Source organism: Rhodococcus sp. YL-1, from assembly GCF_001942025.1.
Lineage (GTDB): Bacteria > Actinomycetota > Actinomycetes > Mycobacteriales > Mycobacteriaceae > Rhodococcus_F > Rhodococcus_F qingshengii.
Genome location: NZ_CP017300.1, coordinates 45403 through 71814 on the forward strand (window position 1 = coordinate 45403; position 26412 = coordinate 71814).

A 26412-nucleotide genomic window follows, 5' to 3' on the forward strand; every position below is an offset into this window, starting at 1 on the left:
GATGGACTTGAAGGCGCCCGCCAACATGTCCCAGGTTCTGAACGGAGGCCGAATGGCACTGACTGCGAGCGACAACTTCGCGGGGGCTGGTGGAAGCTCAACAGGTCTTGAATTGGCAGGGTATTCGGTCGTTTCCGCCGCGAACCACTGGGACCTGGCTATCGCCACTCATCAACGGAACCATCCCAACACCGAACACCGGAACGAGAATCTCAGCGAAGTCGACTGGCGCACTTTCCCGAGAACGAACATCGCATGGTTCTCCCCGTCGTGCGTCTGGCACGCCAGATCCGGCGGGCACAAGAAACCACCGGTGGAACAGGAACTACTGCGTGCCGACGCGGGATCCATCGACCGCGCTACAGCCTTCGCTGTCATCGCCGCAACAGAAGTGCACCGCTACGACGCTGTGATCGTAGAGAACGTCCTCGAATTCCAGGCCTGGACTCTCTACCCGTGGTGGCTGGACGGGATGCGAATGCTCGGCTACCGCGAACAAATCGTGCTTCTGGACGCCGCCGACGTTGGCGCAGCACAGCGACGTGTTCGCTACTTCGCCGTGTTCACCCGCGACGGGAACGTGGATCTCACCGTGACCGAACCGGAGCAGGTCAGCGCGTCGACGATCCTTGATCCGAACCCCGGGAAGATCGTCACCCGCAAGCTGTACGTGTCGGAACAGATCGAGCAGATCGCCGAATTCGACACCCCGCACCTTGTGACCTACCGGCGCAACGCGCAGGCCCGCAGAGCTGATGCGCATCCGCTCGCTGCCATCACTGCCGGCGGTAATCACCACGGCATCGCGACAGTCACCGACGAGGGTGTTCGCTTCCGGATGCTGTCGAACCGTGAATGCGCAAGGGGACAGGGTTTTCCGGACGCCTACGAGTTCGTGGGCAACACCAAGCAAGTGAAGAAGCAGATCGGCAATGCGGTATCCGTCCACGCTGCACGGTGGATCGGGGATCGCGTACGAGTGGCCTTGGAGGGTCCGGCACCCGTGAGTGTCGATCGACGAGCCCTCGTAGGGGCTAACTCGTGACCGCGACACACAGAAATCAGTTCACTCAAACAGTTTTCGATCAAGTCAGGAGAATCGCGAATGTACTACGCAGAGACCGGTGACCGAGGAGACCAGATGGCCGCAGTAGCTGGCGCCCTCGACGATCCGCATCACAATCGTTCGTCACGGTCACGAACGGAAACAATCGCAGCTCTCGACGCCCAGACACAGGCGGAGTCCATGTCCAGGTCCACGACGACCGAACTGGCGGACCTGCTGGGCAAGCACGGTCCCGCGACAGTCACACATCTCGGCAAACGCAGCTTGGTGATCGACTGCGCCTGCGGCGCTGAGGTCTTCTGCACGGGGGACGAGTTCCGGTCCGCGCCGATCGACAGCACATCCGGCGCACTCTCCTACCTTCTGCGCCACCACGTCGCCGAGGCAATCGTGGCCACCAGCGTTGTCGTCCCGAAAGAGAAGGTGCAGGTGCGATACCTGTTCTGTGGCCATCCTGGCTGGCCTGACCCGCTCTGGGTGTGGCCAGCGACCCTTGAGAACGCGACCCGCATCTACAACGAAAACCCTCACCCGAACGCGTGGGTCGGCAGCCGAATCCACCAAGAACACCTCGACGTGGTGATCCCGAAGCGCTCCGAAAGGGACAATGATGAGTGATCACATTCTGCGGATCACGCGCGCCGCCGACAACGAGCACGACGCCGAATACGAGATCGTGTGCCCGTACAAGCATCCCGGCGCACCGTGCACAGTCTGGTGGGAATGCGAAGACTGCAAGGAACTCCCGACCAACCCACGGAACGAGCTCCAGAACCAACTCGACCGCGACGGAGTGAGCCAGGTCCACGACCTTCCACACCAGATGATCGGCGACATGATCTGCCAACAGGGCGACACGTGCATCGTCTTGACAGGTCACACCGACTACGACTTCGATCCCGACGACCTGCCGGCTGGCGATCACCCCGTCGTTTAAGAGACCGAGGAAATGTGCACGTACATCACGCTTCCGAAGGTCAGACAGTCATGAACCTGATGACCTTCGATCAACTGTTCACGGAGCAGTGGAAATACGAAGAGGCCAAACGCCAGCAGTGGATTCAATGCACGTGCGGCAGGTTCGTAAGGCCCGGCTCGTATTGGGAACGGAACGAAATCGGGGAACGGTTTTTCGGTTGGAACTGCTCCCGGTGCGGCGACGTGGTGGAGTACGAATGACGCCACAACGAACATCCGCAGGCCGAAGCCGAGCTGTCCGAAATCATTGGCAGTCAGGAGCATTGACATGACCACCAAAAATGCATCCACAAAGGCCGTTGCGCTCACCGCTGCAGAGGTGCAGCAGATGCTCCGCCGGCACTACAACCCGCCGAGCGCTCAACGACCCGGATTCATACTCGCGGCGGAGATCGCAGCCCCCGGATCGGATCGGCGGGCCGACCTGATCGCGGCGCCATTGACCCACTCGAATGGCGACCACATCATCGGGCACGAGATCAAAGTCAGCAGGCAGGACGTGATCTCAGAACTACGTAATCCGACCAAACACGACGACTGGGCCAAGCACTGCTCACAGTGGTGGCTCGTCATCTCCGACCCCGCCCTCATCGAAGGCCTGACGATTCCCGAATCCTGGGGCATCATGGCGCCACCTGTCCGGCGAGGTGGGGTGTCGATGGCAGTGCTGCGACCCGCACCGAAGTTGTCCCCGATCGACACTGGCGCCGCCTGGCGCAAACTCGCTCGCTGGCAGGCGTGGAAATCCTCGGAAGCCGAACGCGAGGCTGCCCGTTCAGTGAAGGAAGCGCAACGCACGCACGAGCGCGATCAGCGGGAGCTTGCTCGGGTGAAAGCCGTGGGTACCGGTGCCAGAGAGTTCGAGGCGGAGCGGATCCATCGGATACTGAATTTGGTCGACGAGCAGATCGTGGCGAAGCGATTGTGGTTATGGGCCCGCACAGAGGATCAGGAGTTGCTCGAGACGATCGCGGACGCGGTAGTTGACCACGTCGCTGTACGCAGCGCTGCCACCAATCTGAGGAGCAGCCTCGCGAACATCGTCGAAGAGCTGATCGACCCGAAATCTGGAGTGCGGCTGAGCCTGTCCAAAGCCGACGTTCTCGCCGCGCCGAAGGCAAAAAGGCAGGCCAGACCATGATCGCCGACAGCGACCGAGGCATTGCCCAGATGCTCTCCGATCCGGACCTCGTCGGCGACACCCTGCTGTTCGCGCTGTGCCTTCGTCACGTTCTCGATCGAGTGAGCGACGACGACGGCCTACGGGTGCGAGTGAAGACCTTGGACGGGCTCCTGCTCGAGGTCGGGGAACAAGCCACCGGCGACAACCCAGGAAAGGCGTTCTACTGGGCCCGGCGAGCTGTCGAACGGGATCTTCCCCGCTACGACCCGGAAAGTACACAGGGGCTTATGCGTTGCTGCGCTGAGATGGTCAGGAAAGGCGGGCAGTGCAGCAAGCCCGCTGTCACCGTCTGGATCGACCGAGAACCGGCTACCGGAGAATCTGTGTGGATCGGCTACTGCCGCCGACACCTCACGTCCGAGGTGGAGGCACTGCGCGATGAACGACAACGGCTGTGGAACGAACACGGGAAGCCGGTTCCGCCGCCCAACCGTGGCGGGGTGCTGACTCGCTATTTCACCTGTGATTGGGATGCGCTCTGGCAGCGCGTTTGTCCTGTCCGGGAGCCGTTGGATGGTGCGAAGGAGGCGACACCGCCGAAGCCGGCGCTGAGGGTCGTCCGGGGCGAGTGATACCTCCACGAATCGACGATGACCGATGAGTGCACACCGCCGCCGCCGCGTATTCCCCTGGGGTTTTGCATATTTGAGCTATGCAGAGAAAGAGGAACCAAATGGCTACAGGAAATCAGGACTCGGCCACAGACACTGTTGGTGCGCTCAATCGGTGGAACAGTGAGTTCGCTGTGGATCCGTTGGCGTGCCCTCGCGACGGGATTGAGTTGTCGGCCGTGAGTGCGGCCTCGCTGGTGTGGGTGTGCCCCGAATGCGAAATGCAACAAGCAGTCACGGAGGGGCAGATCGTTGAGGCGTTGGGCGCCATGGAGTTGCCGATACCGGGGAAGGGTTCAGTAGTACGAAACGGGCCCTGGCGTTTGAATCTTGGCGTACCGGCGCCCAGCGTGTTCGGTCGCCCACGTAAGAATCTCGATGCCTTCGGCTTGTCAGTTGGAGTCGTTACCGCTGTTGTACTGGCTCTGATTGTCTTTTCGATTGGCAAACTCGCTGTCGTCGACCGCGCGCTGATTGCCGCGGGTTGGGGTCTAAGTCTGGTGATTGGCGTTTTGGGCTACTACGCCACAGCTCGGCCCGTCGTCCACGGTCGATGGATTTTGACGAGTATCGACAGGGTGTTTCCGGGTATGTGGGTGGCACTGAATCCTCATGTCCTGAACGTGGGAGCCGTTGAGCAGGTCACCGGATCAACGACCACCGATCAGATAACGATCACGTACCGCGATGGGACCACGCTGACACGACCAAACGACTCTACGATCGGTGTCTTCATGCCAGATCGGTAGAGGTTGCGCAGGTCAACGTGTTGGATTCGAGATCCCGTACTGGGATTTCGGATCCAAGTGAAGACGCTGTCCGGCGAGCGTCGTTGTTGAGTGGATGAACTGCATCCTGTCCGGCCGAGCGCCCGGTTGGCCGCCGCGCCCCGTTGCTGGTCGAGAGCCTGCGGCGCCGCGAACGCCGGCGACGCTTCTCCAGATCGCCTGATTTTGTGGTGCCGCATCCCAAAGTGCCTCCACGCAAGCTGATTTCAGCAACCAACCGAACCGATCAGGAGATCACCGTGGACGCAATCAAGATCGACACCCAGTTCAACGTATCCCGAGTGGACCTCACCGCAGGTGGGCGCAGCATCGGTGACGGGCTGCGTGCGGAAATCGACTGCCGTGTATTCGACGTCGTCGGCCTTACAGGCGATGACGACACCAGCCTCGATATGTGGGTCGACGACGAGGGCATGTACAACAGCACTCCGAACCTCGCCGCTTCCGGGATTGCCCGTGAACTCAAAGAAGACGCGCAGGCGTACTACTTCGGTACGGCCTTGTTCGCGACGTCCAACGACGAAGGCGAGACCGTCGACCTCCGCCCGGAGCACGTGTCGAAGGTTCTCGGAAGTCTGGCGGAGGTAGCCGGGGTGCCCATGGCGGCCCGCGTGCAGTGGATCGCAACCAGGGCAGCGGCATTGGGGTTCACCGTCCCGGCGCCGGCCAGCGCGTCGGTCTGACCAACTAACTCAGCCCGCCTACCAGCCCACGGCCGGTGAGCGGGCTGAGTTGTGCGTGCGTCGCATGAGGCCGCCTGTCCGGCCCCTTCCACAGCCTCACCAGTGGAAACGTGCCCTCGCAAACCCGTCGGTGTTTGACGTACGTGCCACGCACCGGAGGCCGTCGATCTATGTTGATCCCATCGGAGAATGCACCGCACCAAAAATCTTGGAGGACGTTATGTACGCAATTCGGGTCGGCACAGATGCAAACGTGGACAAAGTCGACTTGACCGTAGGGCGGCAGACCGCCGAGGTCGGCCTACGCGTCGAGATCGGATGCCCTGCGGTCGACGTTGTCGCCCTCGCTGGCGACGAGAACACCAGCCTCGCGATGTGGACCGACAGTAGGGAAACCGCTGACGGGCAGCTGAACCCGCTCGCATCTGCAATCGTGCGTGTGTTGCGCCCCCAGCTCACCCGCTACTACTTCGGGCCGGTGGTGATCGGGACATCCAACGAGCACGGGCAGATCGTGGAGCTCAGCCCGGAGCACACGGAGATCCTTCTCAACGCACTGGCCAAGGCTAGTGGGGTTCCCCACTACGACCGCAAGGGCTGGGCCAGTCGCGCGGCGGCAGCACTCGAAATCGTCCACCCCAGTGCTGCACCCGTGGCTACTCCCGACCAGGCAGCTGAGCCAGCGCCCGTAGTCGCACCCGCTGGTGCGTCGGAACCAGCTGCACCCCTTCGCCAGCCCGTCTGCCAGAAGCACCCCCTCCGCGCGTCTGTGTGACACAACCACACCGATACAGACCAGCGATTCCTGATCGATCGCACGTGACCATCGGACCGTAGCGACCACGCGACCGCCCGCCATGACAGCCCGTCGAGGCGGGCGGTTCGCGTGTGGAAGAGTTGATTCCATGACTCCGACGTCGTCCACCATCTTCATTTTCGATACCAACATCGTCCTCGGGACGCCGCGACTGGACGATGTGGCCTGGAAGAAGATGTTCCTGGTCAGGGAGTTTGGGCCTTCATTCACGCTCGTGGTCCCGGAGGTGGTCGTTCGGGAGTTCGGCCGCCGCAGATTCGCGGCCGCTGAATCACTCCGTAAAGCCGGAATCAAGTCGTGGAGCACTGCCCTTCGAGATTTGGCAGCCGCGGGAGTGGAATTGCCGCCTGAAGTGCCGACTGTCCGCGAACTGCGTGACCGCCCGACAATCTCACGGGTGGATCACACTGCCGAGCTGAGGACCAATCTCGCCGACCACGGTGTGAAGATCGCACCGATCCCACCTGTTGACCACGATGTTTTGGTCGAGTGGTCCCTGAGCGCGCATCCACCATTCGACACCACCGACAAGGGATACCGTGACGCCCTGATCTGGGGGACAGTGAAGGCCATCGCCGTGGCGTCGCCGGCGCATAGCGAGATCGTGTTCATCACCAATGACAACGATTTTTGTGGGAGCGGAGATGACTCGGGGAAGCTGCACAAGAATCTGATCGCTGACCTGAAGGCGGCGACACCGAATGCGGTCGCCCTGGCGAAGACCATTCCCGAAGCCATGACTCTGACCAAGCTGGACTCCGTTCACGCAGAACTGTCCGAGGACGATCACGACCTTGAGCTGTATGACGACATCTCACAGCTGATAACGGCTGCGATCCCGGGCGCGTGCGACGACATACTGGGCATGGAACTACCCGACTATATCTCCGACGACTTCTTTCACGAGTCTGCCTTCAAACTGACAATTCCGGAACTCGAAGGTCCCGTCATCGTCACTGAAGTTGACCCACGTCTCGACACTGTGGGCATCGATGTGCACGAGAAATACGAAGGCGACACACAAATCGGCGAAGTTCGCTTCCTGGCTACTGTCACATGCAGCGGTCAGATCCATAAGGCTGACTTCGCGATCTCCGATGTTGATTGGGACGTGCAAGACGCAGACTTCAACAAGCACTACATGGAGGTAGCCACGTCGGTAGAAGTCGAATTGACGTTCCGATTCTTGGTGAACGGCAATGAGGTTGATTCGCTCGAATTCGACAGCGGAGTGCAGGTCACCTCCACCCCCAAGAAGAAGTGGGCGAGTTCTTCGCTGTTCTACGACAACTAGAACGCACCATTAGCATCAACGGGCCTGACACAAACAACCGACTGACGACAGGATTCCCGGTCGGTTGTGAGCTGTCCGAGCAGTGTTTGAAATACTCGACGTCCGCTTGGCAAGCCCCAGGTCCATCACCATAGCGTGACGGACAAAGGCTGCCGCACAACATAATTAGCTTCGGCATCGTGAAGGCGACCAAATCGCCGACCAGTGCAGAGGATCTTCAATGACGTTGACCGCTCTCCCCCACATGACTTGGACCGACTTCTCCCGCAACGTCTTACCTGGGCTGAAAGCGCTCCAGAAGACTGTGACTCCGCAATACGTACTCTGCCCGTACGACAGCATCGAACGGCGTACCCATCAGGTTGTCGTCGTCACCGACGCCGTCACCACACCCACCCTGGTGCGCGCTCCTCGGGCGCGATCGAACAGGAAGCCGATCGCCATCGCGCTACCAAGCCTCGACACCCTGACGTTGCCGTTGGCGCAGTCCGCCGTCAGAGTTCAAACGGACTACATCGTGCTTCGGCACCTGTTCACCAACGCCGTCATACGCAACACCTTCCCCGTGTCCGTTGAGCAGCCCACGGAGCCGATTGCAGCGGCCTGAGCGACCACGCCAGATCCAGACGTATCGCTTCGATCCGGCGGTATCGTTTCATCCACACATGGGAACGGCCGCAACACGATTAGGTGTGTTGCGGCCGTTCCCATGTGAGTCGGCTACAGCTACAGCCACAGGTATCCGCTCGACACCCAACTCGGAAGGCCACCCAGATACGCGCCGGCCCCGACACTGACCAGACTCAAACCCTGTCCGGCGGTGATGGTCGTGCTGGTCCGGCCGTTGGCTGCCAGCGTGGACTCAACGTGATTGAACGGCGCAATGCCGTTCTGCCACGACACGTTTACCGGCACCTCACACCCCGGGATCGAGCCGTAGGTGCCGTTCGGTGTGAGATTCACCGTTGTCTGATCAGGATGTCCCGGCACCACCTCGAAGTCGACGTGAATCGTGCCGAAGCACGGACCGGCAGGAACAGGAACGATGTCGGTGCCGGTGACCTGCAGAACAGCGGCCGGAGGGGCGGCGGACGCGGTGCCAGCCGCGATCGTGGCAACCCCGGCAGCGCAGATCGCGGCGGAGGCGGCAACAGCAGTCGCCCGGGCCAAACCTCGGCGAACAGTCATGGGAAGTCCTCTCATTCGATGACGAGTGAATCGAAGGGCCACCGTATCGAGCCCGGTTCCGGTGTATGCGGCCCGAAACAGGGGCGCCCGCAGTCGAGAGTCCTGTCCGCCGCATTCATGTCGTTGCTGCTGGTGATCGGCCGGTACCGAGGTTGCGGAGGTGCCGCAGTCGCCGTGGTCGTTCGCGAACGTAGTCGCAGAAGGTAACCGAACGGGACGAGGGAGGTCGCAATGAGCGACGACAGGATTGACCGGATTCGTAAGCTGCTCGCGCAGGCAGACAGCGTTGCAGGCACACCCGAAGCGGACGTCTTCAACCAGAAGGCGTTCGAGTTGATCGCCAAATACGGTGTCGACGAGGCCGAAGTGCGACGGGTAAGCGGTTCCGGCCCTGCCGAGATCATCGTCTACGAAATCGAGATCTCCGGCGCCTACAAGGTCGATCGCGGTCTCCTTTTCAACGCGCTTGCCGGGGCACTGCACTGCTCGTCCATTCGAGTGAGTAAGTCTGACCGCCGCAAGGTGTTCGGCACCGCCGCAAATATCGAGCGGCTCAAATTGCTGTTCGCGCTTCTCTCGGTGCAGATGAATGCCGGTGCAGCCAAGGTTAAGGGCGTCTCCGCGTCGTCGACGTCCAGGGCTCGTCGGTCATGGATGCTCGGATTCATTCACGCTGTATCCACCCGGCTCGAGGTCGCGGAGAAGGACGCCGCATACGACATCGTTGGCAGCGATCTGGTGCACGTCAACGACGCTGACCGTGCAGCCGCTGCGCTTCGGCTCGAGTATCCCAATATCCGGCAACTCAAGGTGCGGCGAAATGTGGACGGCCGCGCCCACGCGGACGGCGCCAACGCGGGAGGTCGCGCCGATATCGGCAACGCCCGAATGAGCTCGCGCCGAGCACTGACCCGCTAGCGCGCCACGTGCCGCGCACCCTGCCGAGCGGCGAGACAGTGGACATACCAACGGTTCCCGACCAGGAGGACATCATGTCAAGCATCAACCAGCGTGGAGACGCATTGAAGAACGTGCCGAACGCAGAGGATCGGCTGGCGGCGTTGGAGCAGTTCACCGTCTGCGGGCCGAACTATCGGCGACGGGTCGTCGACGAGTTGGGCCGTGCCCGCCGGATGTGGTGGGTCGAGTCGGCCGGTGCGTGTCTGGTCACCGCGGAGATCGCAGCTGGGTTGCGCCCCTCCAGCGATTACCAGGACCGGCACACCGAAGCCGTCTACAAGGCTTCACCAGGATCTGCCTCCGTCTGATCCGGTGGCGCGAGCGCCGGTGGGCGCAGGGGTGACTCGCCGCCCCCTGTGCCCACCGGATCCACCTCCGTCGCCGGCCGATTTCCGCGTCGGTCCTGTCCGGCGGTTCCGCCCACTGCTTTCCGGATTGAGCGGGTGTTCGTGTCTACACGATTCTCACGGCGGCCGCGGATACTTCAGGGTGCGCGGTCATCCTGATATCACTGTGGACTATTCACTGTCTGGACATGCTGTGAATGCAATACTATGCAGCATCTCTGAGCTGCTAATACATGCTAGTTTTTGTCCCCATTTTAAGAGTCCAAAAGACCCGCATCGCCGCTTCGCTGGTCGTGTCGACTTGGATGCAGACCACGGCGAACGCGCTGAGGTGGCCGAGGCTGGCAGCCAGATCTCGCCCAGCCCGACGAATCAAGGTCTGCCATGTAGGCAGAGATTCTCTTGAAAATTGTTGCCGTACAACCGTTGTAACTATCAGGCAGGTGAAACGGAAAGCTTTTATAGTCAAAACATCATGGTTGAATCTCGAAAGCTATTGCAGCACAATAGATTTCGATATACAATCGTGGCAAGATCGACTCACTTCCCAGGGGGATGACATGACAGTGACCGTGTACACCAAGCCCGCGTGCGTTCAGTGCAATGCCACCTACCGCGCTCTCGACAAGGCTGGAGTCGAATACTCCGTCGTCGACATCACCGAAGACGCTCGAGCCCGCGAGCACGTCATGAGCTTGGGGTATCTGCAAGCGCCGGTCGTCGTCGCCGGAGATGACCACTGGGCGGGGTTCCGGCCCGACCGAATCAAGAATCTGGTGAAATGGGATGTATTGCAGCAGATGCAACATAGCGTCAATTCGAAAGACCTGTCTGGACTGGCTGTTTGACGCCGCAGGGGAGTTGTAAGTCCTGGATTTACGGAACCGGACCGTGCGCTTCGAGTGGATGTAACAATGTTGCATCTGATACAACATTAATGTGGTGAACGAGGCGCCGGGATCGGCACATCTGATACTCGCGGGGAATGTCGTCCATCTCGATCCGGCACCGGCGATGTCGGAAGCGATGATCGAGGGCTGGACGCGACAACAACGCAGCCGATTCCTCAAAGACCAGACCATTGCAGCGCGGATTCGGATGATTCGACGATTCGGTGAGTTCACGAATCTGTATCCGTGGCAGTGGACTCCAGCAGAAGCTGAGGCATGGATCAGTGATCTGCGATCCGGCGACCGGGCGCTCGCGTTGTCCACGATCCGGAGCTACGAAATCACGGTCAGACTGTTCTGCGAGTACCTCACCGACCACCGATACGGCTGGATGCAGGTGTGCGCCGACAGGTTCGGGTCAACACCCCAGTTGGTGTTCCACGAGGGCAACTCCGTGCTGCACATTGGGGACTACGAAGGCAGTCCGCGTCGGCGTCCGCTGACGTACGACGAGATCCAAGCCTTGTTCGATGCCGCTGACGGACGAGCCGAGAAGATTCGGGAGAATGGCCGCAAAGGCGCCCTCGCGGCGATGCGCGATTCCGCGATGCTCAAGTTCTGCTACGCCTTCGGGCTACGCCGCTCGGAGGTGTGCAATATCGACCTGGTAGATCTTCGGCGCAATTCCCAAGCCCCGCAGTATGGTTCGTCGGGTTCGGTCGCGGTTCGATTCGGTAAGGCGTCGCGCGGCGGGCCGACGAAACGCCGGACTGTGCTCACTGTTCCCGAATTCGATTGGATCGTCGACGTCCTCGAGCACTATCTGGCCGAAATCCGACCAGCGTTTGCGCCCGGCGCGCATCCGGCATTGTGGGTGACCGAACGCGCAGGTCGCATCTCCCCGCGATCGGTCAACGCCGCGCTTACTGCTGCCCGTGACGACGCGAATCTCGACCCGATCCTGGACTTGCACTGCCTGCGACATTCCTACGTGACCCATCTGATCGAATTCGACTACCCGGTGCGCTTCGTCCAAGAACAGGTCGGGCACACGCATGCATCGACGACGTCGATCTACACCGGCGTCTCGAACGAGTACCGAAATCAACTGTTGACCCGCGCGATGCGAAACCGACACGGCGAACTGTGGAGCGAATCATGAACAAGAAAATGGGCTACGCCTGGCACTTGCGGCACAAGATGGCCGAACGCGACATCTTCCACACCTCGGACCTTGTCCCGTTACTCGCCGAACGCGGAATCGCGCTCTCCCGTGAGCAGGTCTACCGCCTGGTCACCTCACCTCCGCAACGATTGAGCATGGACACCCTGGTTGCGCTCTGCGACATACTCGAATGCACACCCAACGATCTCATCGAACCGAAAATCGTCAACGAAACGATCCGAAAAGCCGCAAGCGACCGCTCCGCGCCCACGCCGCTGCGACGCACCACGATTCGCCGGCCGCAGCACTGATCGATGCCACCACGAGGAACGCCGCCGAGCACACCACTCGACGAGATACGCGCACGGATGATCGCGGCGACCCAGTCCGTCGCGCCCGGAAAGATCACCGAAGATCATGCACGACAACTACTCCAGGACGCGGCGGCATGGCAACCCCGTGGGGTACGGACCCTGCACCGGTATCTGATGAGTCACCCCGGATGCTTGTCCTCACCGGATCCTCACGCCCCGATCACCGCTGTGCGCCTGGCGTACGGCTTGCACGCGGCCGGATGCCGCGTTGAACTTCCCGCGTGTGCGCGATGCGGTAAACGATGGCCCAGACTGATCCGCCTCGCTCCCGAAGGACGATGCTGCGAATGGTGCGTCACCAAAGCGAACACCGTGACCTGCGACCGCTGCGGCAAGGCCGGGCATCCGACTGCGGTGCGCCCGGACGGAACGATCTGCCGCACCTGTTATCAACACGAACCACAACGCACCGAGAAAAGCATCCGCTGCGGACGAGTCCGTGCCCCGTCCACGAGAGACGACTCGGGCGATCCGATGTGCGGGACCTGCGCACGCCCACAGCACATCTGCACGCAGTGCGGACGGACAGCGATCGCCAAGAAGTTCAGCGACACGGGGCCACTCTGTGCGCGCTGCTACGAGCCGCCGCGCCGGCCATGCGGACGATGCGGCCGCATCGTGGCGATCGCACATCGAAGCGGGGGAGAACACCCGGACCTGTGTAAACGGTGCCGACCCGAACGGACGCACCGCTGTGTAGTGTGCTCGCGAGTGCGATCCGCCAAGGCGATATGGCCGAAAGGGCCGGTGTGCCGGGCCTGCTACCGCCAGGCTCTCATTCACCCGGATCCGTGCGCCACGTGTTCACGCATCGGGGTCCTCACCGCAAATGACCTCACAGGCCGCGCGGTCTGCGGACCGTGCGCAGGCTCCTCGATCGACTATCGCTGCACGACGTGCGATCAGCCCGGCCTACAGCACTACGCCCGAACCTGCTTACGGTGCTCGGTGCGGCGCCGGGCAGCAACACTGCTGGCGGATGAACACGGATACATCTGCTCCCAGATACTGCCGTTCATCGTGTACCTCGCTGCCGAGGAGCGACGTCCCGACTCGACTCTGCGATGGCTCGACCACCCGAAAACCATTGCACTGCTGCAACACATCGCACGAGTAGAGCACCCGATCGTGCATGCCGACCTCGACGCCCACCCCCCGTCCACTGCGTTGCATTACCTTCGTGCGGTCCTCGTCCACGCTGATGTCCTCCCGCCTCGAATCGAGCCGTTGGGCCGACTCGAACAATGGCTCCACCATCTGACGGGAACGCTGACCGCAGAACACGCGGCGCTGATCCGGCCGTACGCACAATGGAGTGTGCTGCGCCGTGCTCGCCGCCGCGCCGTCCGCCGCAGCTACACCGACTCCAGCGCGCAAAGTGACCGAGCCATCATCTGGGGAGCAGTTCACCTACTGGAATGGCTCGATGAGAACGACCTCGCGATAGCCGATCTGAACCAGCACCAACTCGACCGCTGGACCTCCATCAACGGGCACCGAACCTATAGGATCACCGGTTTCGTCCTCTGGCTACGACAACGAGACATCATCGGTGACGCCGCCGTGTCGAGGAGGCAATCGGCATTCCCCACCGACGTCGCGGAAGCACACGAACACGCACGAAGAATCCGACGACTTCTCACCGACGCCACTATCGAACTGCCGCTGCGTGTCGCCGGACTTCTGGTGCTGCTGTACGGGATCCCTCTCATCCGAATCCTCGCACTCACCGCCAGCGCCGTCGAGCAACAAGATGATGAAACCAACATCGTCTTCGCTCGCAACCCGGTCAGGTTGCCACCGCCGGTCGCAACATTGGTCAACGAACTGGTAGAAACCGCCATCGCCCATCCTCTGGCTACAAAGACTGGTTCGCCGTTCTTGTTTCCCAGCCGCACCGTGCCCGGGACGGCTCGTCATGCCCGCCCGGTGGGGGTCGCGATGACCGACCTCGATATCCCGGTCAGGATCAGCCGCAACTCCGCTCTCCGTACTCTCACCGAAGATCTACCTGCACCGGTGGTCGCCGACCTGCTCGGGTTGCATATCCATTCCGTCAGTCGGTGGGCCGACTACGCTCGCCGCGACTGGGCGCACTACCTCGATGCCCGAAGCAACCCACGAATCAACGACAACTAGATGATCACTAGCAGCAACGTCGTTGGCGGGGCGATGTCAAGGGGACTCTTTCGTAGTCCCGTCAAGTCCGATAACCGCCCCATATATCGGGTCAAAGACTGCATTTTGCAGGCAACCCTGCGAGATTGCGGAACATCTCGTAGAAGAATCCGGTCGGTCCACCGGGCATGCACCAGTCCGCTTGAACAAGGCGAATCAGTACATTGCGAAGCACGTTCAGGTACAGCGCGTTCGCGTCGTAGAGCTTTCCGGGCTCATCAATAGTGAAGAGCTGCCAGGCAATCATCCTGGCAGCTCTTCCTCGTGCGGGTCTCTTGGTGCCTACTTGAGCTCGAAGGTCATCGATCCGATCTCGTCCTGAAGGATCGTGGAGGCAACCAACTTCACAGGGGTTGTCGTGTCGGACAGCTCGTATGCGACCGCGTTAGTGACAGTGCCGCCCTTCTTGATCTTGCTTGTCTGCGAATCGAGGAAAGCAGCGTCCGGCAGTGAACCGACACCAAGCTTGTTCTCAGCGTTGGGGTCGTTGTCCTGGTACGCGGCGAAGAGGAATATCCATGCCGTCATAGGATCCGTCTCCTTGCCGGAGACGTTCGTCGTGTCGTACCAGAATGCGATGACGGGCTCCTTGCCGTGCTCGTTGCCCTTCTCACCTACTGGAATCGTCTTCACGTCGGTGATCTTGATCGTGACGTCCTTCGTGGTGAGGACGTTGTCCTCGAACGACGCCTCGGCGGGAGCTGCGGCCGGCGCGTTGACGGCGGCTGTCGAGCCCGCCTGCGGTGCGGCAGTCGATCCTGCCGAGCTGCAGCCGACGAGACCGCTAACCGCGATGCCGACGGTCGCGATGGTGAGAGAGAGCTTGCTGATGTAGTGCATGTGGTGTCCTTTGGTCAATGTCGAGCAATGATCAGAAACCGAGCAGCGGTCCAAACCTCCTGTGCGACCCGACTCCTCGTCGGCCAGAAGGTTTCCGCTGTGTCGCCGAGTTCAGGAACCGACGGTGGTGCCTCGTGCGGCAGACTCGTCGATCGCTGCTGGAGTCCGGGTTGTGACTGATGCTCCGTCTGAGATCACCGCAGCCAGGTTGTCTATGTGCTCGGGGTCGGCCTCGGTCGGGAACATCCACTGGACGTCGCGACGGTCCGTGGCTATGCCGATGGTTGGGCGTACGCCCGCAACATGATTCGAACGTGGGCGCACGTACCTAACCTCATCCAGCGAATAGATCGAGCCGAGTTCGCCGCGCCGCAGAAGGGTTTTCGGGGTGGCGGTGACGATCCGGCGGTTAGTTACAGCCATGAAGGTGCTCGAAGTGAGTTTCTCGACCACTGCGCCAGCCTTGCCTGGAGCCAGTGCGTCCCAGGTGGCGTCAACTCGTTTGGCAAGGATTGCTGGTACGACTCCAGTGAGGTTGTGAGGTCCTGCCTCGTAGGGGAACGCGACGCTGCGAAGCGTCTCGCCGTCCTCGAGGAACCACCGAAGGACACGCAGGTACGGGTCAAGATCAAGGCCCTCGGGCGCGCATACGGTCTCTGGTACGGCAGGTATCTCGATTGCCGGATGGAGCTTGTTGGCCAGGGGTTCGATGGCGTCGAGGAGTTGCTTGCACGTAAGTTGGGATGCCTTCGTATCCTTGCGCTTTCGCGTGAGCGGAGCCGTAGCTCGGTCAGGGAGTTCGGCGATGATCCGCAACTCACGCACGAGTGATGCCGTGAGTTGCCTGATCTCGCGGAGAGACTCGTCGATCTCGGCGGGTAAGTCCCGCGCGATCAGGTCGGCGAGCTGCGCTTCGCTCTCGTTGTTGGTGCTTCGGGTTCGGGCGAGCGCAGCACGGATCGCCTGGTAATCGGCGTATGTCTTCAGGGAACTGAATAGCGCATGAGTGTCGAAGACGATCGCCTCGGCGTTGGATTCGAGGTAGTGGCGGAGCGCACGCCCGTCCAGTTTCCGGATTTCCTGAATGTGTCCGTCCACGTTCTTTCGGTATTGGTTCATCTCTTTGCGGATCAGTGGACCGCTGGGAGCGATGGGCTCCCAGACAGAGTCCGTGATGGTGTCGAGTTCGTGAGCCTCCTGGAGTGCCTCATCGACGGCCTCCGCGAGTCCCTCGAGTTTGGCCCACTGCTCGTTTCGGATGGTCTTGAGTGTCTGTGTGGTGAGCGCGATGTTGGTGCGGGCGAGACCCGAAATCTCGCCGAGCTGCATCTGGAGCGCGATCATGGCCACGGCCGGGCCGATCGCTGCGATGGCCGTTGCGGCCGTCATCGACACGGGGATAAAGCGTGCCTGTGCGACCACCTTGCCATTCTGGAGGATCGCTCCGAGTTTGGCGCCGTCTTTTCCGGCCATCTGCCCGCCGCCCTTCAGCAGAGACAACGTCGCATCGTTGACCCGAAATAGGCCCTGCACGCTTGATGCAGCCTCCGCAATGTTTCCAACTACCGTGCCCACGTTGCCGAGCGAGCACAGAGCAGTAAAGAGTTGCGTTCGGTCGAATGACGGCACCAGATCAAGGCTGATGAGTTCAAGGCCTTCGGGGACTTCACCGAACACCACTGCGACACCAGGTGTCACCTCGACAAGGGTTGTGGATGATGCGATCTCCAGAGCATCCGAGCTGTTCTGCCCCTCTTCATCAGGTCGCCTGTCAATGCCGTCGACATCGGCGCCGCCGTTGACGGTCTTGACGGCCAGGCGCACCAGATCGGTCGCGGTGTATCCGGGCCAGCCGTGCAGGATTCGGCGCCAGCGCGCCGGCACTGCGGATGAGCCCCACCGGGCACCGAGCAGGCCACCGGCGATCGCGGCGGTGGTGTCGGTGTCGCCGCCGGCGCGGACCGCGGCTTCGAGTGCGAGTTGGAGGTGGCGGGCGTCGCCGGCGTCGGTGGTGGTGATCGCCCACCAGGCAGTCTGCAGGGCGTGTACCACCCAGCCGTTGTTCGCGAAATCTTCGGGGGAGCCGTGTTCGGCCTGATCGAGCAGCGGTCCCCAGAACTCGGCGACGTCGGCCGGGGCGATGGACAGGTAGCCGCGGACCCCGTCGAAGGTGCCGTGCAGAACAGCGTGGCGGATCGCGTACGTCCACAGCTGGCAGGCCTGGACGGCGCGTTCGTCGTCGTGGGTGAGCGATGCGATTCGAGCGGCAGCGTCGATGCATTGCTCTGGATTGTCGAGGTAGGCGAGCGCTACGGGTGCGGTGCGCATCAGTGAGCCGTTTCCGCCTTTGCGTCCGGTAATTGCCTGGGCGCGGGCAGTCATGGCGTCGGCGCTGCCGGGACGCTGTGAGAGCACTGCGCGGGTCTGCTTGCCGATGCCCGCCGGGTTCGATTCGAACCACCGAACGAACTGTGCTGCAACGCCATCCAGACCGGCGCCGTGACCGATATCCGTGCCGGTGGCGGCGACTTCGGCAATGGCTATTGCCATGGCCGTGTCATCGGTCCATTCACCCGGTGCCCAATTCAACGACCCGCCGCCGGTCATCCCGATGGCAGTGTCCGCGCTCAGGTGGGCGAATTCGTAGCCGGCACCGAGTGCGTCACCGGCGGCGGTAGCAAGCAGAACTCCTGCTGCGCGATCGGACTGCTGTGTGTTCAGCTCCACTACGTCTCCTTTGATCAATTTTGCGCTAAGCATAGATCAGATTTGAGATAATATGCAAGAGTGAATGAATGGACAGACACGAAAGGCAAGACTCTTGAGGACTACGCGCGCCCCTCGGTGGCGGTGGATGTTGCAGTGTTGACGTACTCCGGCGGCGCACTACAGGTGTTGGTGGTCGAGCATCGCCGTCGGGGTTTGGCGTTGCCCGGAACTTTCTTGCACGAGGGCGAACTACTCACCGACGCAGCGGAACGGGCGCTGCGCACCAAAGCGGGCCTGGTCGGTACACAGTTTCACCAGCTGGCGATGTTCGATGATCTCGCCCGCGACGACCGGGGCTGGGTCCTATCGATGGCCCACACCGCCGTCGTGCCTGCCGCGGACCTTCCTGCCGACGCGATCCTGGTGATCGTGTCGGGTGGGACGGTGGATCAGGAGTTGGCGTTCGACCATGCCGATATGGTGCGGCTGGCGGTTGAGGACTTGCGAACGCGGTATGCGGCGCAGGTCGACCCCGCTGGTCTGCTGGGGGACTCGTTCACCGTGCTGGAACTGCGTCAACTCTACGAGGTGATCTTCGATCGTGAGTTACAGAAGGACGCGTTCCGGCGCCATGTCATCGAGGCGCTCGAGAGCACGGGGGAGATGTCGAACCCGGGTAACGGTCGGCCTGCTGAGATGTTCCGCAGGAAAGACGAGGGTCGACTGCCAGCGCAAGCGTCGGTGTTACTGACCGGGTAGCAGCATCCGTTGCCTCAGGTTCTCCAATCTTGAGTAGGCACTGCTGACCGGGACCTTTGGCGTGTCTGAGGCGGCAACGCCTGGGCTTCCTGCAATTTGAATGTTGCGACGCGATCAGACGACGACATCGCCGGAGCCTGCTTGGGTTGTGGGGTCTTCTCCACCTTGGTCGACGACCAGCCCGAAAAAATACCAGCCGGCTTGTCGACGGCAGGCGTCCGAGAACCGCCCTTATGTCAGCTCGAACGACCCATTAATTGTGAGACTGGACTAACTGTGTTTCGGCCATTTCCATAGATTTCCGACCGGGCCACGCCGGACGGTGAACGTAATCGCCCAGCGCAGGCTAGCTGCGCCCTTGAAATCTGATTCCAACCCGCAACCTAGGATTTAGTCATGGCAGTTCTACGTACTTGTGTCCGTTGCGGGGGAGTCTCCGACTGGGTCTTGGAACTGTGCCGGTCCTGCTATAAGTCCGCACGGAGGGAGTGGAACGCGACGCGTCCCGCTCGTCTGGCTGAGGCGAAGAAAATGGAAGAGGCGCTCGCCCTCGAACGTCGCAGATCTCAAAAACGTGCATCGAGGAACAACGATTCAGGCAGGGAGGCAAACGTTTCCCGGGACGCCCGAAAGACCAGTTCTCAGGGGCCAAGCGCGAATGTCGCTGTGCTGCGCAACGTCGTTCTTGCAGGACTCGGCGAAGCAGCCACTCGCGCATCAATCCGTGAAATGCGGCAGTGGATCCCCGGGATCGTGGATCGGTATATGAAGAATCTGCCGAGGTCGATTGCCGAAGCGCTGCGCGCGGAGTTGGCAAGCCAGGGGTTCGTGGGAAACGACGCAATGGTGAAGTTCGGCCAGGAGGTCGTCAGTGACATATCGAAGCAGCGTCAGAGCGCCTTCCGCGGAGTCTCACGTGGCGGACTCCCTGGGAACCGTCGGTAAAGATCGTTCTCGAGTAGTCGATTCCGTCGTCCTTCGCAGCTTGATTAAGTACAGAGTGGACACCCCTGGTCAATAGCAAAGGCGCATGTTGGGCGGTGCGGACCGGGCATCGCCGGCGTCGCCGACACAAATACCGCGCAAGCCGGATTGACTATTTCGTTGTCGACGTGTCGGTTCAGGGTGACACGATGAACCGATTGCTCGTTGACGAAAGGTGAGGTGCGTGGCAGATAGTTCTTCTGACGGTGTTCCGGCTCGTCTGGAGGACCTCCAGTCAGGTGTGATGTTGATCGGCGTTGCTTCGGAGCCGGTGACGATCGTGGCCGTGGATCGGTACGGCACCGAGGCAGTGACCGTGACCTTCAAAGACGCCTCGGGCGGCCTCGGACAGCAGGTGCTGTACCGGCTCGACGAGGAGCGCCTGCGGATCGCGACCCCCCAAGCGCGGTGGGGTTTCGACGCCGACCCTGCCGACTTCCGGGTTGCCACCGAGGCCCTGCGGATCCGGATGGCCGGTCTGCACGATCCGATGGTCGCCGTCGCATCGAGCGCTGTGGATCCGTTGCCGCATCAGATCCGAGCGGTCTACGGGGAACTGCTGCCACGAACACCTCTGCGGTTTGTCCTGGCCGATGATCCCGGCGCAGGAAAGACCGTGATGGCCGGGCTGTATGCGAAAGAGCTGATGCTCCGCGGAGACCTGTCCCGAATGCTGATCGTCGCACCCGGCTCACTGGTCGAGCAATGGCAGGACGAGCTTGCGACGAAGTTCGGAATCGCGGCCGAGTTGCTGTCTCGGGAGTTGATCGCTTCCTGCGTGGATACCAATCCGTTCGACCGGCACCCGATCCTGATTGCCCGGATGGATCAACTCGCCCGCAACGATGACCTACTCGTGTTGCTCGACTCGAGCGAATGGGATCTTATCGTCGTCGACGAGGCGCACCGGATGTCGGCGAGTTGGTGGGGCGGACAGCTCGACACGACCCGCCGCTACCAACTCGGTCAAAAGCTCGGTGAGATCACCCGCCATCTCCTGCTGATGACCGCCACCCCACACTCGGGCAACGAAGCCAGCTTTCAGGCTTTCATGGCCTTGGTGGACCCGGACAGGTTCGAGGGCGAATACCGGGAAGGGGCGCACACAACCGACACTTCCGGGTTGATGCGGCGGGTGGTCAAGGAAGAACTGCTCACTTTCGAAGGCAAACCGTTGTTCCCCGAGCGGATCGCCGAAACCGTTCCTTACACCCTCTCCGACGGGGAACAGCACCTCTACGAAGAAGTGACGCGGTATGTGCGGGAAGAAATGAACAAGGCCGGCCAACTCGGCAACGACAACCCCCGGGCCCGCACAGTCGGATTCGCCCTCACCGTGCTCCAGCGTCGCCTTGCGTCCTCGACTCATGCGATCGTGCGATCACTGCAGCGACGCCGCGACCGACTCGAGAGCAAACGTCGTGACATGCTCACCCCGCAACCGCGGCTGCTCGATGACACCACACTCGGGGCCAGGCTCGCCGACCCCGACGAACTCGACTCCCACGAACTCGAGGACCTCGAGGAACAGGTCGTCGATGCGGCGACTGCTGCCCGCACTGTTGCCGAACTCGACGTCGAAATCGCCCAACTTCAGAAACTCGTCGCACTCGCAGAGCAGGTTCGCGACTCCGGTGAGGACCGGAAATGGGCGGAACTGCGATCTCTGCTCTTGGACGCAGACCTGTTGCGCGACCCACAAGGCGCACCGCGGAAGCTGATCGTGTTCACCGAACACAAGGACACCCTCTTCTACCTGACCGAGCAGATCCGCAACATCCTCGGCCGGCCCGACGCGGTGGTGACCATCCATGGCGGTACCCGCCGTGAGGAGCGCCGCGGTATCCGTGAGCAGTTCACCCACAACCCCACCACCCAGGTTCTTGTCGCCACCGACGCTGCCGGTGAAGGCTTGAACTTGCAGGCTGCGCACCTGATGATCAACTACGACCTGCCGTGGAACCCGAACCGTATCGAGCAACGCTTCGGCCGCATTCACCGCATCGGGCAAAAGCACACCTGTCGACTGTGGAACCTCGTCGCCGCAGGCACCCGCGAGGGCCAGGTATTCACCCGACTCCTCGAGAAAATGGAAACCCAGCGCCGCGCCTACGGTGGACGACTCTTCGATGTCCTCGGAGACGCGTTCGCCGACCAGCCGCTACGCGGGTTGTTGATGGATGCCGTCCGCTACGGCGACGACCCCGCCCAGCTCGACAAACTCAACCAGATCATCGACGCCGAGGTCGCCCGCGGACTCTCCGACCTCCTCGACGAGCGTGCCCTCGCCCGCGAGAGCCTCGACCCGCACGAGCTCGAACGGTTACGCCGCGAGATGGACGAGGCCCGCGCCCGCAAACTCCAGCCGCACTATATTGCCGCGTTCTTCAAAGATGCCTTTGCCCGCGCCGGCGGCCGTCTCACCCGCCGCGAAGCCGGACGATTCGAGATCACCAACGTCCCGGCCGCACTACGTGCCCGGCAGCGACCCGGGGCAGCCTTGCCAATAGCCTCGCGATATCACCGGGTCACGTTCGACACCGCCAACATCGACGCAGACGGAGGGACGAGAGCCGAGTTCCTCGCCCCCGGACATCCTCTGCTCGACACAGTCCTCGATGCCACCATCGAGACTCACCGTCATGCCCTCGAATCGGGCACAGTCCTGTTCGATCCCACAGACCCTGGTGAGCAGCCGCGTCTGATCGTCGCAGTGACCGGGGAAATCATCGACGGCACAGGTCAAGTGGTCTCCAAACGCTTCGAATTCATCGCACTGACCCCAGACGGTCAAGCAACCAGCTGTGGGCCGGCGCCATACCTGGACCTGCACCCGCTGCCCGATACCGCCCGCACCGCCGCGGACAGTGTGCTTGCGCAGGCGTGGCTCGCCGGCGGGGTTGATCGGCTCGCCGAATCGTGGGCAATCGCCCACGCCCAACCCCAGCACTTGGACGAAGTCCGGTCCCGGGTACTGCCACTGGTGGAAAAGACCCGCACCGCGGTGCACAAACGACTCACGCAACAGGTCAACTACCTCGACAGTGAAGCTGCACGTATCCGCGATAGTAACTCCTCAGCCCAGCGCGGTCGTCCGACGAAGAACAAGCAGAACCCCGAGCGCCTCGAAGCCCGAGCCCGTGACCTCGAGGCACGCCTGGATGCCCGAACCACCGAGCTCGACCGGCACGCCCGGCTCGCGGCGAAACCACCCCGCGTCGAAGGAGCTGCCCTGATCATTCCGGCAGGGATGCTGCCGGGCCCGGTAGCTACATACGCCCGGGATACTGCCCGTGTCGAACGCCGCGCGGTCGACGCGATCCTCGCGGCAGAACGCGCACTCGGCAGGGTCCCCGAGGAGATGCCACACAACAACAAGGGCTACGATATCCGCTCCCTCGATGCGGACGGCCGCTACGTGTTTATCGAGGTCAAAGGGCGCGTCGAAGGTGCGGAAGATTTCACTGTCACATTCAACGAAGTCCTCTACGGCAAGAACGTCCCCGATCAGCACCGCCTTGCCCTCGTGGCCGTCAGCGATCAAGGGCCGGACCACGATCAACTCCGATACGTGCACGAGCCGTTCCGTCGTATCGACATGGGCGACCTCGCCGCCACCGAGGTGCGCCTCGATTGGGCCAAGACTTGGGCGAAAGGAACCTCACCCTCCTAAGGGGATAACTTCAATTCAAACTCTCTGACCAGGACCGACCCGGGAGATGGCCGGATCGCCCGCTAATGTTCACACCACACTTGCCGCGTCAGCGGCGACTCCGTAGACAAGGATCCGCCCCGTGCCCGCCGAACCCTCCACCCCCGTGCTTCGTCGTAAGTTGATCGAGGTGGCCATACCTCTGGAAACGATCAATAAGGAGTCGGCGCGGGAAAAGTCCATCCGCCACGGGCACCCCTCAACGTTGCACCTATGGTGGGCTCGGCGCCCCTTGGCGGCTGCCCGCGCAGTGCTGTTTGCGCAGCTGGTGGACGATCCCTCCTCCCACCCCGATCGTTTTCCTACCGAAGAGTCTATAAATAAGGAACGCAAGCGCTTGCATGAGATGATCGAACGTCTCGTGCTATGGGAGAACTCGAATGACGAACGTCTGTTCGCAGAGGCACACCAGGAGATCCTGAATTCCACCGATGGCAACCCGCCGCCTATTCTCGACCCATTCGCCGGGGGTGGTTCCATCCCGATGGAGGCGCAGCGTCTGGGGCTCGAGGCCCATGCCTCGGACCTGAACCCGGTGGCTGTGTTGATCAACAAAGCCCTGATCGAAATTCCCCCGAAGTTCGCCGGCCGCCCGCCTGTGTTCCCCGGCACGGCAGACTCGCAGATCAACAACTGGCCTCGCGCAACCGGGCTTGCCGAGGATGTCCGCCGCTACGGACAGTGGATCAGCGACGAAGCCGAGAAACGAATCGGTCACCTGTACCCGAAGGCAAAGCTGGACAACGGTAATGAGACATCCGACGCAAAGGTGATTGCTTGGGTCTGGGCGCGCACGGTGACCTGTCCGAACCCGGCCTGCGGAATTACTATGCCGCTGGTGCGGTCGTGGTGGCTGGGAAAGAAGAAGAATAAGGAGGCGTACGTCGTCCCATCCGTAGTGGACGGGAAGGTCGAGTTTTCCATCGGAGGCGACGCTAAAACCGCTCCGACCAAGGAGAACGACGGTACCATCGGGCGCACCGGGGCGACCTGTATTGGATGCGGGTCGGCGGTGGAATTGAACTACATCCGCGCTGAAGGACGAGCAGGGCGCATCGGCTCACAGCTGATGGCAACGGTCGCAGAGGGCAAGCGAATGCGGATCTACCTGGAGCCAACGTCAGAACACGAAGCGGCGACGAAATTGTCGCGCCCTGTGGATTCGCCTGACGGCGAAATTGCGACGAATCCCCGATGGTTCTCAACACCCGCCTTTGGAATGACAGAATTCGCAGACCTGTTCACCGCACGCCAACTCACCGCACTCACCACCTTTAGTGACCTGGTCCCCGAAGCCCGCGAGCGGGTGCTCGCGGATTCGCTGGCCATGGGCATGGATGAGGGCATTCGGCTTGAAGCTGGAGGCACTGGCGCGGCAGCGTATGCCGACACCATCGCCACATATCTAGGACTAGCACTGGATAGAGCAGCAATGTCGGGCAATAGTCATTGTCGATGGAATCCGACAGGCGAAAAGATCCAGCATATTTTCGGGCGCCAAGCAATCCCAATGTTGTGGGACTTTGGCGAAACCAATATTTTTGGGACAGCTACCGGAAGTTGGAAGAGCTGCTTGGAAATGAACGCGAACGGATTAAGTCAACTCTCAACCACGAGAATGGCAGTGGCGCTGCAGCAGGACGCACGATCAGTTCATCTAGATGGCATGCTGCTCTCAACGGATCCGCCATACTACGATAATGTTGGATATTCCGATCTATCCGACTTTTTCTACGTGTGGCTGCGCCGATCCCTGCGCGCGATTCATCCGAAGCTGCTAAGTACTTTATTGGTTCCCAAAAATGACGAACTCGTCGCCAACCCGTACCGCCACAACGGAAAGGAAGGAGCACATAATTTCTTTGAGAACGGCTTTCGGGAGGTGTTTCGTCGCGCCCGAAAATCCGCGTTGCCAGGATTCCCAATCACCGTCTTTTACGCATTCAAGCAATCCGAAACGACCGCAGATGGCGAAGCATCAACTGGATGGGAAACTGTACTAGAAGGGATGATCCAGTCGGGATGGACGATAACCGCGACATGGCCAGTGCGCAGCGAGATGGGCAGCCGGATGGTTTCCCAGGGCACTAATGCCCTCGCTTCCTCGATCGTTTTGGCCCTGCGTCCGCGCCCAGACGATGCACCCTCCATCGATCGCCGCGGCTTTATCAACGCTCTCAAGGAAGAACTCCCGGCCAAACTTAAGGAACTCCAGCAGGGAGCGATCGCCCCTGTTGATCTTCCCCAGGCTGCGATCGGTCCCGGCATGGGGGTTTTCTCCCGCTATTCCGGCGTGCTCACCGATGACGGTAGCAAGATGACTGTCCGTGCAGCATTATCCCGGATCAACGAGATCCTCGATGAGGTGCTGGCCGAGCAGGAAGGAGACTTCGACGTCGATACCCGTTTCGGGATCGCTTGGTTCCGTCAGCACGGCTTCGACGCCGGATCCTTCGGTGATGCAGACAATCTCGCGCGCGCCCGCAACGCATCGCTTGATCATCTCGAGCGTGCCGGCATCCTGACCAAACCTGCCGGCAAGGTCACACTGCTCTCTCCCGAAGCGTTGGACGCGATGTACGCGGAGAAGGAGTACGATCCCTCGACCGATCAGCACATCAGCGCGTGGGAAGTGGTGATGCACCTGTCCCGTCTGCTTACAGCAAAAGGCGTGCCCGCCGCCGCGCAAATACTCGCGGACGTCCCGGCGTCGATCGACCGCGACCTCTGCAAGGAGCTGGCGTTCCTACTGTTCGCGATCGCCGAGGACCGCAAGCAAACCAAGCTCGCCGTTGATTTCAACGCCCTCGGCACTGCTTGGAATGACATTGTGGCCGAATCGCGTAACGCGGCAACCCAACTCACGTTCGACGCATAGGGGATCGA

Annotated in this window: 23 protein-coding genes and 1 pseudogene; 20 read left to right on the top strand and 4 right to left on the bottom strand. The window is 61.5% G+C overall.

The annotated features are described in order from the left end of the window. Window positions 1-52 precede the first annotated feature (52 nt). The 10 genes from BH682_RS29855 to BH682_RS29905 all read left to right on the top strand — a co-directional run bounded on the left by BH682_RS29855 (window position 53) and on the right by BH682_RS29905 (window position 8027). The gene (locus tag BH682_RS29855; protein ID WP_223304381.1) at window positions 53-1045 is read left to right on the top strand and encodes a DNA cytosine methyltransferase; all 993 of its coding nucleotides are present in this window, start codon (window positions 53-55) and stop codon (window positions 1043-1045) included. Between the two features lie 96 nt (window positions 1046-1141). Continuing rightward, window positions 1142-1684: a hypothetical protein gene (locus BH682_RS29860; RefSeq protein WP_143542511.1), complete on the top strand. Its 543-nt coding sequence runs from the start codon at window positions 1142-1144 to the stop codon at window positions 1682-1684. Further along, a complete protein-coding gene (locus BH682_RS29865) occupies window positions 1677-2003 on the top strand; it encodes a hypothetical protein (protein WP_087503783.1) in 327 nt (108 codons plus the stop codon). Before BH682_RS29860 ends, BH682_RS29865 begins: the two co-directional genes overlap by 8 nt. 309 nt (window positions 2004-2312) lie before the next feature. Further along, window positions 2313-3185, top strand: coding sequence for a hypothetical protein (locus BH682_RS29875; protein WP_075835601.1), 873 nt, complete (start codon window positions 2313-2315; stop codon window positions 3183-3185). Further along, window positions 3182-3799 (top strand): hypothetical protein, encoded by a 618-nt coding sequence (locus BH682_RS29880; RefSeq protein ID WP_047269183.1) that lies wholly within the window; start codon window positions 3182-3184, stop codon window positions 3797-3799. The genes BH682_RS29875 and BH682_RS29880 overlap by 4 nt, the downstream gene beginning before the upstream one ends. Before the next feature lie 218 nt (window positions 3800-4017). Next, window positions 4018-4587 carry a hypothetical protein gene (locus BH682_RS29885; RefSeq protein ID WP_143542512.1) on the top strand — a complete coding sequence of 190 codons (570 nt, stop codon included), beginning with the start codon at window positions 4018-4020 and terminating at the stop codon, window positions 4585-4587. 278 nt (window positions 4588-4865) lie between these two features. Continuing rightward, window positions 4866-5309, top strand: coding sequence for a DUF3846 domain-containing protein (locus BH682_RS29890; protein ID WP_141695865.1), 444 nt, complete (start codon window positions 4866-4868; stop codon window positions 5307-5309). A gap of 253 nt (window positions 5310-5562) precedes the next feature. After that, entirely contained in the window at window positions 5563-6084 is a 522-nt protein-coding gene (locus tag BH682_RS29895) for a hypothetical protein (RefSeq protein WP_143542513.1), read from the top strand. A gap of 130 nt (window positions 6085-6214) precedes the next feature. Next, the gene (locus BH682_RS29900; RefSeq protein ID WP_058228461.1) at window positions 6215-7420 is read left to right on the top strand and encodes a PIN domain-containing protein; all 1206 of its coding nucleotides are present in this window, start codon (window positions 6215-6217) and stop codon (window positions 7418-7420) included. A 220-nt stretch (window positions 7421-7640) separates the two neighbouring features. Then, the gene (locus tag BH682_RS29905) at window positions 7641-8027 is read left to right on the top strand and encodes a hypothetical protein (protein WP_047269179.1); all 387 of its coding nucleotides are present in this window, start codon (window positions 7641-7643) and stop codon (window positions 8025-8027) included. Between the two features lie 119 nt (window positions 8028-8146). On the opposite strand, the gene BH682_RS29910 is transcribed toward BH682_RS29905, so the two are convergent. Beyond that, window positions 8147-8608, bottom strand: coding sequence for a hypothetical protein (locus tag BH682_RS29910; RefSeq protein ID WP_058228460.1), 462 nt, complete (start codon window positions 8606-8608; stop codon window positions 8147-8149). Between the two features lie 231 nt (window positions 8609-8839). Between BH682_RS29910 and BH682_RS29915 the strand changes: the two genes are divergently transcribed. The 6 genes from BH682_RS29915 (at window position 8840) to BH682_RS29945 (ending at window position 14483) form a co-directional block, all read left to right on the top strand. Beyond that, window positions 8840-9526 (top strand): DUF2786 domain-containing protein, encoded by a 687-nt coding sequence (locus tag BH682_RS29915; protein WP_064112228.1) that lies wholly within the window; start codon window positions 8840-8842, stop codon window positions 9524-9526. Window positions 9527-9600: 74 nt separating this feature from the next. Next, window positions 9601-9876, top strand: coding sequence for a hypothetical protein (locus tag BH682_RS29920; protein ID WP_125053106.1), 276 nt, complete (start codon window positions 9601-9603; stop codon window positions 9874-9876). 599 nt (window positions 9877-10475) lie between these two features. Next, on the top strand, window positions 10476-10763 hold the full coding sequence (nrdH, locus tag BH682_RS29925; protein WP_075835609.1) for a glutaredoxin-like protein NrdH: 288 nt from the start codon (window positions 10476-10478) through the stop codon (window positions 10761-10763). Between the two features lie 124 nt (window positions 10764-10887). Next, window positions 10888-11967: a tyrosine-type recombinase/integrase gene (locus tag BH682_RS29930; protein ID WP_075835920.1), complete on the top strand. Its 1080-nt coding sequence runs from the start codon at window positions 10888-10890 to the stop codon at window positions 11965-11967. Continuing rightward, a complete protein-coding gene (locus BH682_RS29935; RefSeq protein WP_065353036.1) occupies window positions 11964-12281 on the top strand; it encodes a helix-turn-helix domain-containing protein in 318 nt (105 codons plus the stop codon). Before BH682_RS29930 ends, BH682_RS29935 begins: the two co-directional genes overlap by 4 nt. A 1011-nt stretch (window positions 12282-13292) precedes the next feature. Beyond that, a complete protein-coding gene (locus BH682_RS29945; RefSeq protein WP_075835613.1) occupies window positions 13293-14483 on the top strand; it encodes a hypothetical protein in 1191 nt (396 codons plus the stop codon). Between the two features lie 91 nt (window positions 14484-14574). Here BH682_RS29945 and BH682_RS36460 read toward each other — a convergent pair whose 3' ends face one another. The 3 genes and pseudogenes from BH682_RS36460 to BH682_RS36465 form a co-directional block, all read right to left on the bottom strand. Next, complete coding sequence (locus BH682_RS36460; protein WP_075835615.1) at window positions 14575-14769, bottom strand: hypothetical protein; 195 nt, start codon at window positions 14767-14769, stop codon at window positions 14575-14577. Window positions 14770-14804: 35 nt separating this feature from the next. Next, window positions 14805-15362 carry a DUF5067 domain-containing protein gene (locus BH682_RS29955; RefSeq protein ID WP_223304382.1) on the bottom strand — a complete coding sequence of 186 codons (558 nt, stop codon included), beginning with the start codon at window positions 15360-15362 and terminating at the stop codon, window positions 14805-14807. Window positions 15363-17141: 1779 nt separating this feature from the next. Next, a pseudogene (locus BH682_RS36465) lies at window positions 17142-18089 on the bottom strand (ADP-ribosylglycohydrolase family protein); the annotation flags it as partial. Between the two features lie 60 nt (window positions 18090-18149). On the opposite strand from BH682_RS36465, the gene BH682_RS29965 reads away from it, so the two are divergent. From BH682_RS29965 to BH682_RS29980, 4 genes are all read left to right on the top strand, one after another. Further along, window positions 18150-18830 carry an NUDIX hydrolase gene (locus BH682_RS29965; protein WP_075835619.1) on the top strand — a complete coding sequence of 227 codons (681 nt, stop codon included), beginning with the start codon at window positions 18150-18152 and terminating at the stop codon, window positions 18828-18830. A gap of 765 nt (window positions 18831-19595) precedes the next feature. Then, window positions 19596-19775, top strand: a complete 180-nt coding sequence (locus BH682_RS36040; RefSeq protein ID WP_143542514.1) for a hypothetical protein — start codon at window positions 19596-19598, stop codon at window positions 19773-19775. A gap of 283 nt (window positions 19776-20058) precedes the next feature. After that, window positions 20059-23487: a helicase-related protein gene (locus BH682_RS29975; RefSeq protein ID WP_075835924.1), complete on the top strand. Its 3429-nt coding sequence runs from the start codon at window positions 20059-20061 to the stop codon at window positions 23485-23487. A 121-nt stretch (window positions 23488-23608) separates the two neighbouring features. Then, window positions 23609-26404, top strand: a complete 2796-nt coding sequence (locus BH682_RS29980; protein ID WP_075835623.1) for a DUF1156 domain-containing protein — start codon at window positions 23609-23611, stop codon at window positions 26402-26404. Window positions 26405-26412 lie beyond the last annotated feature (8 nt).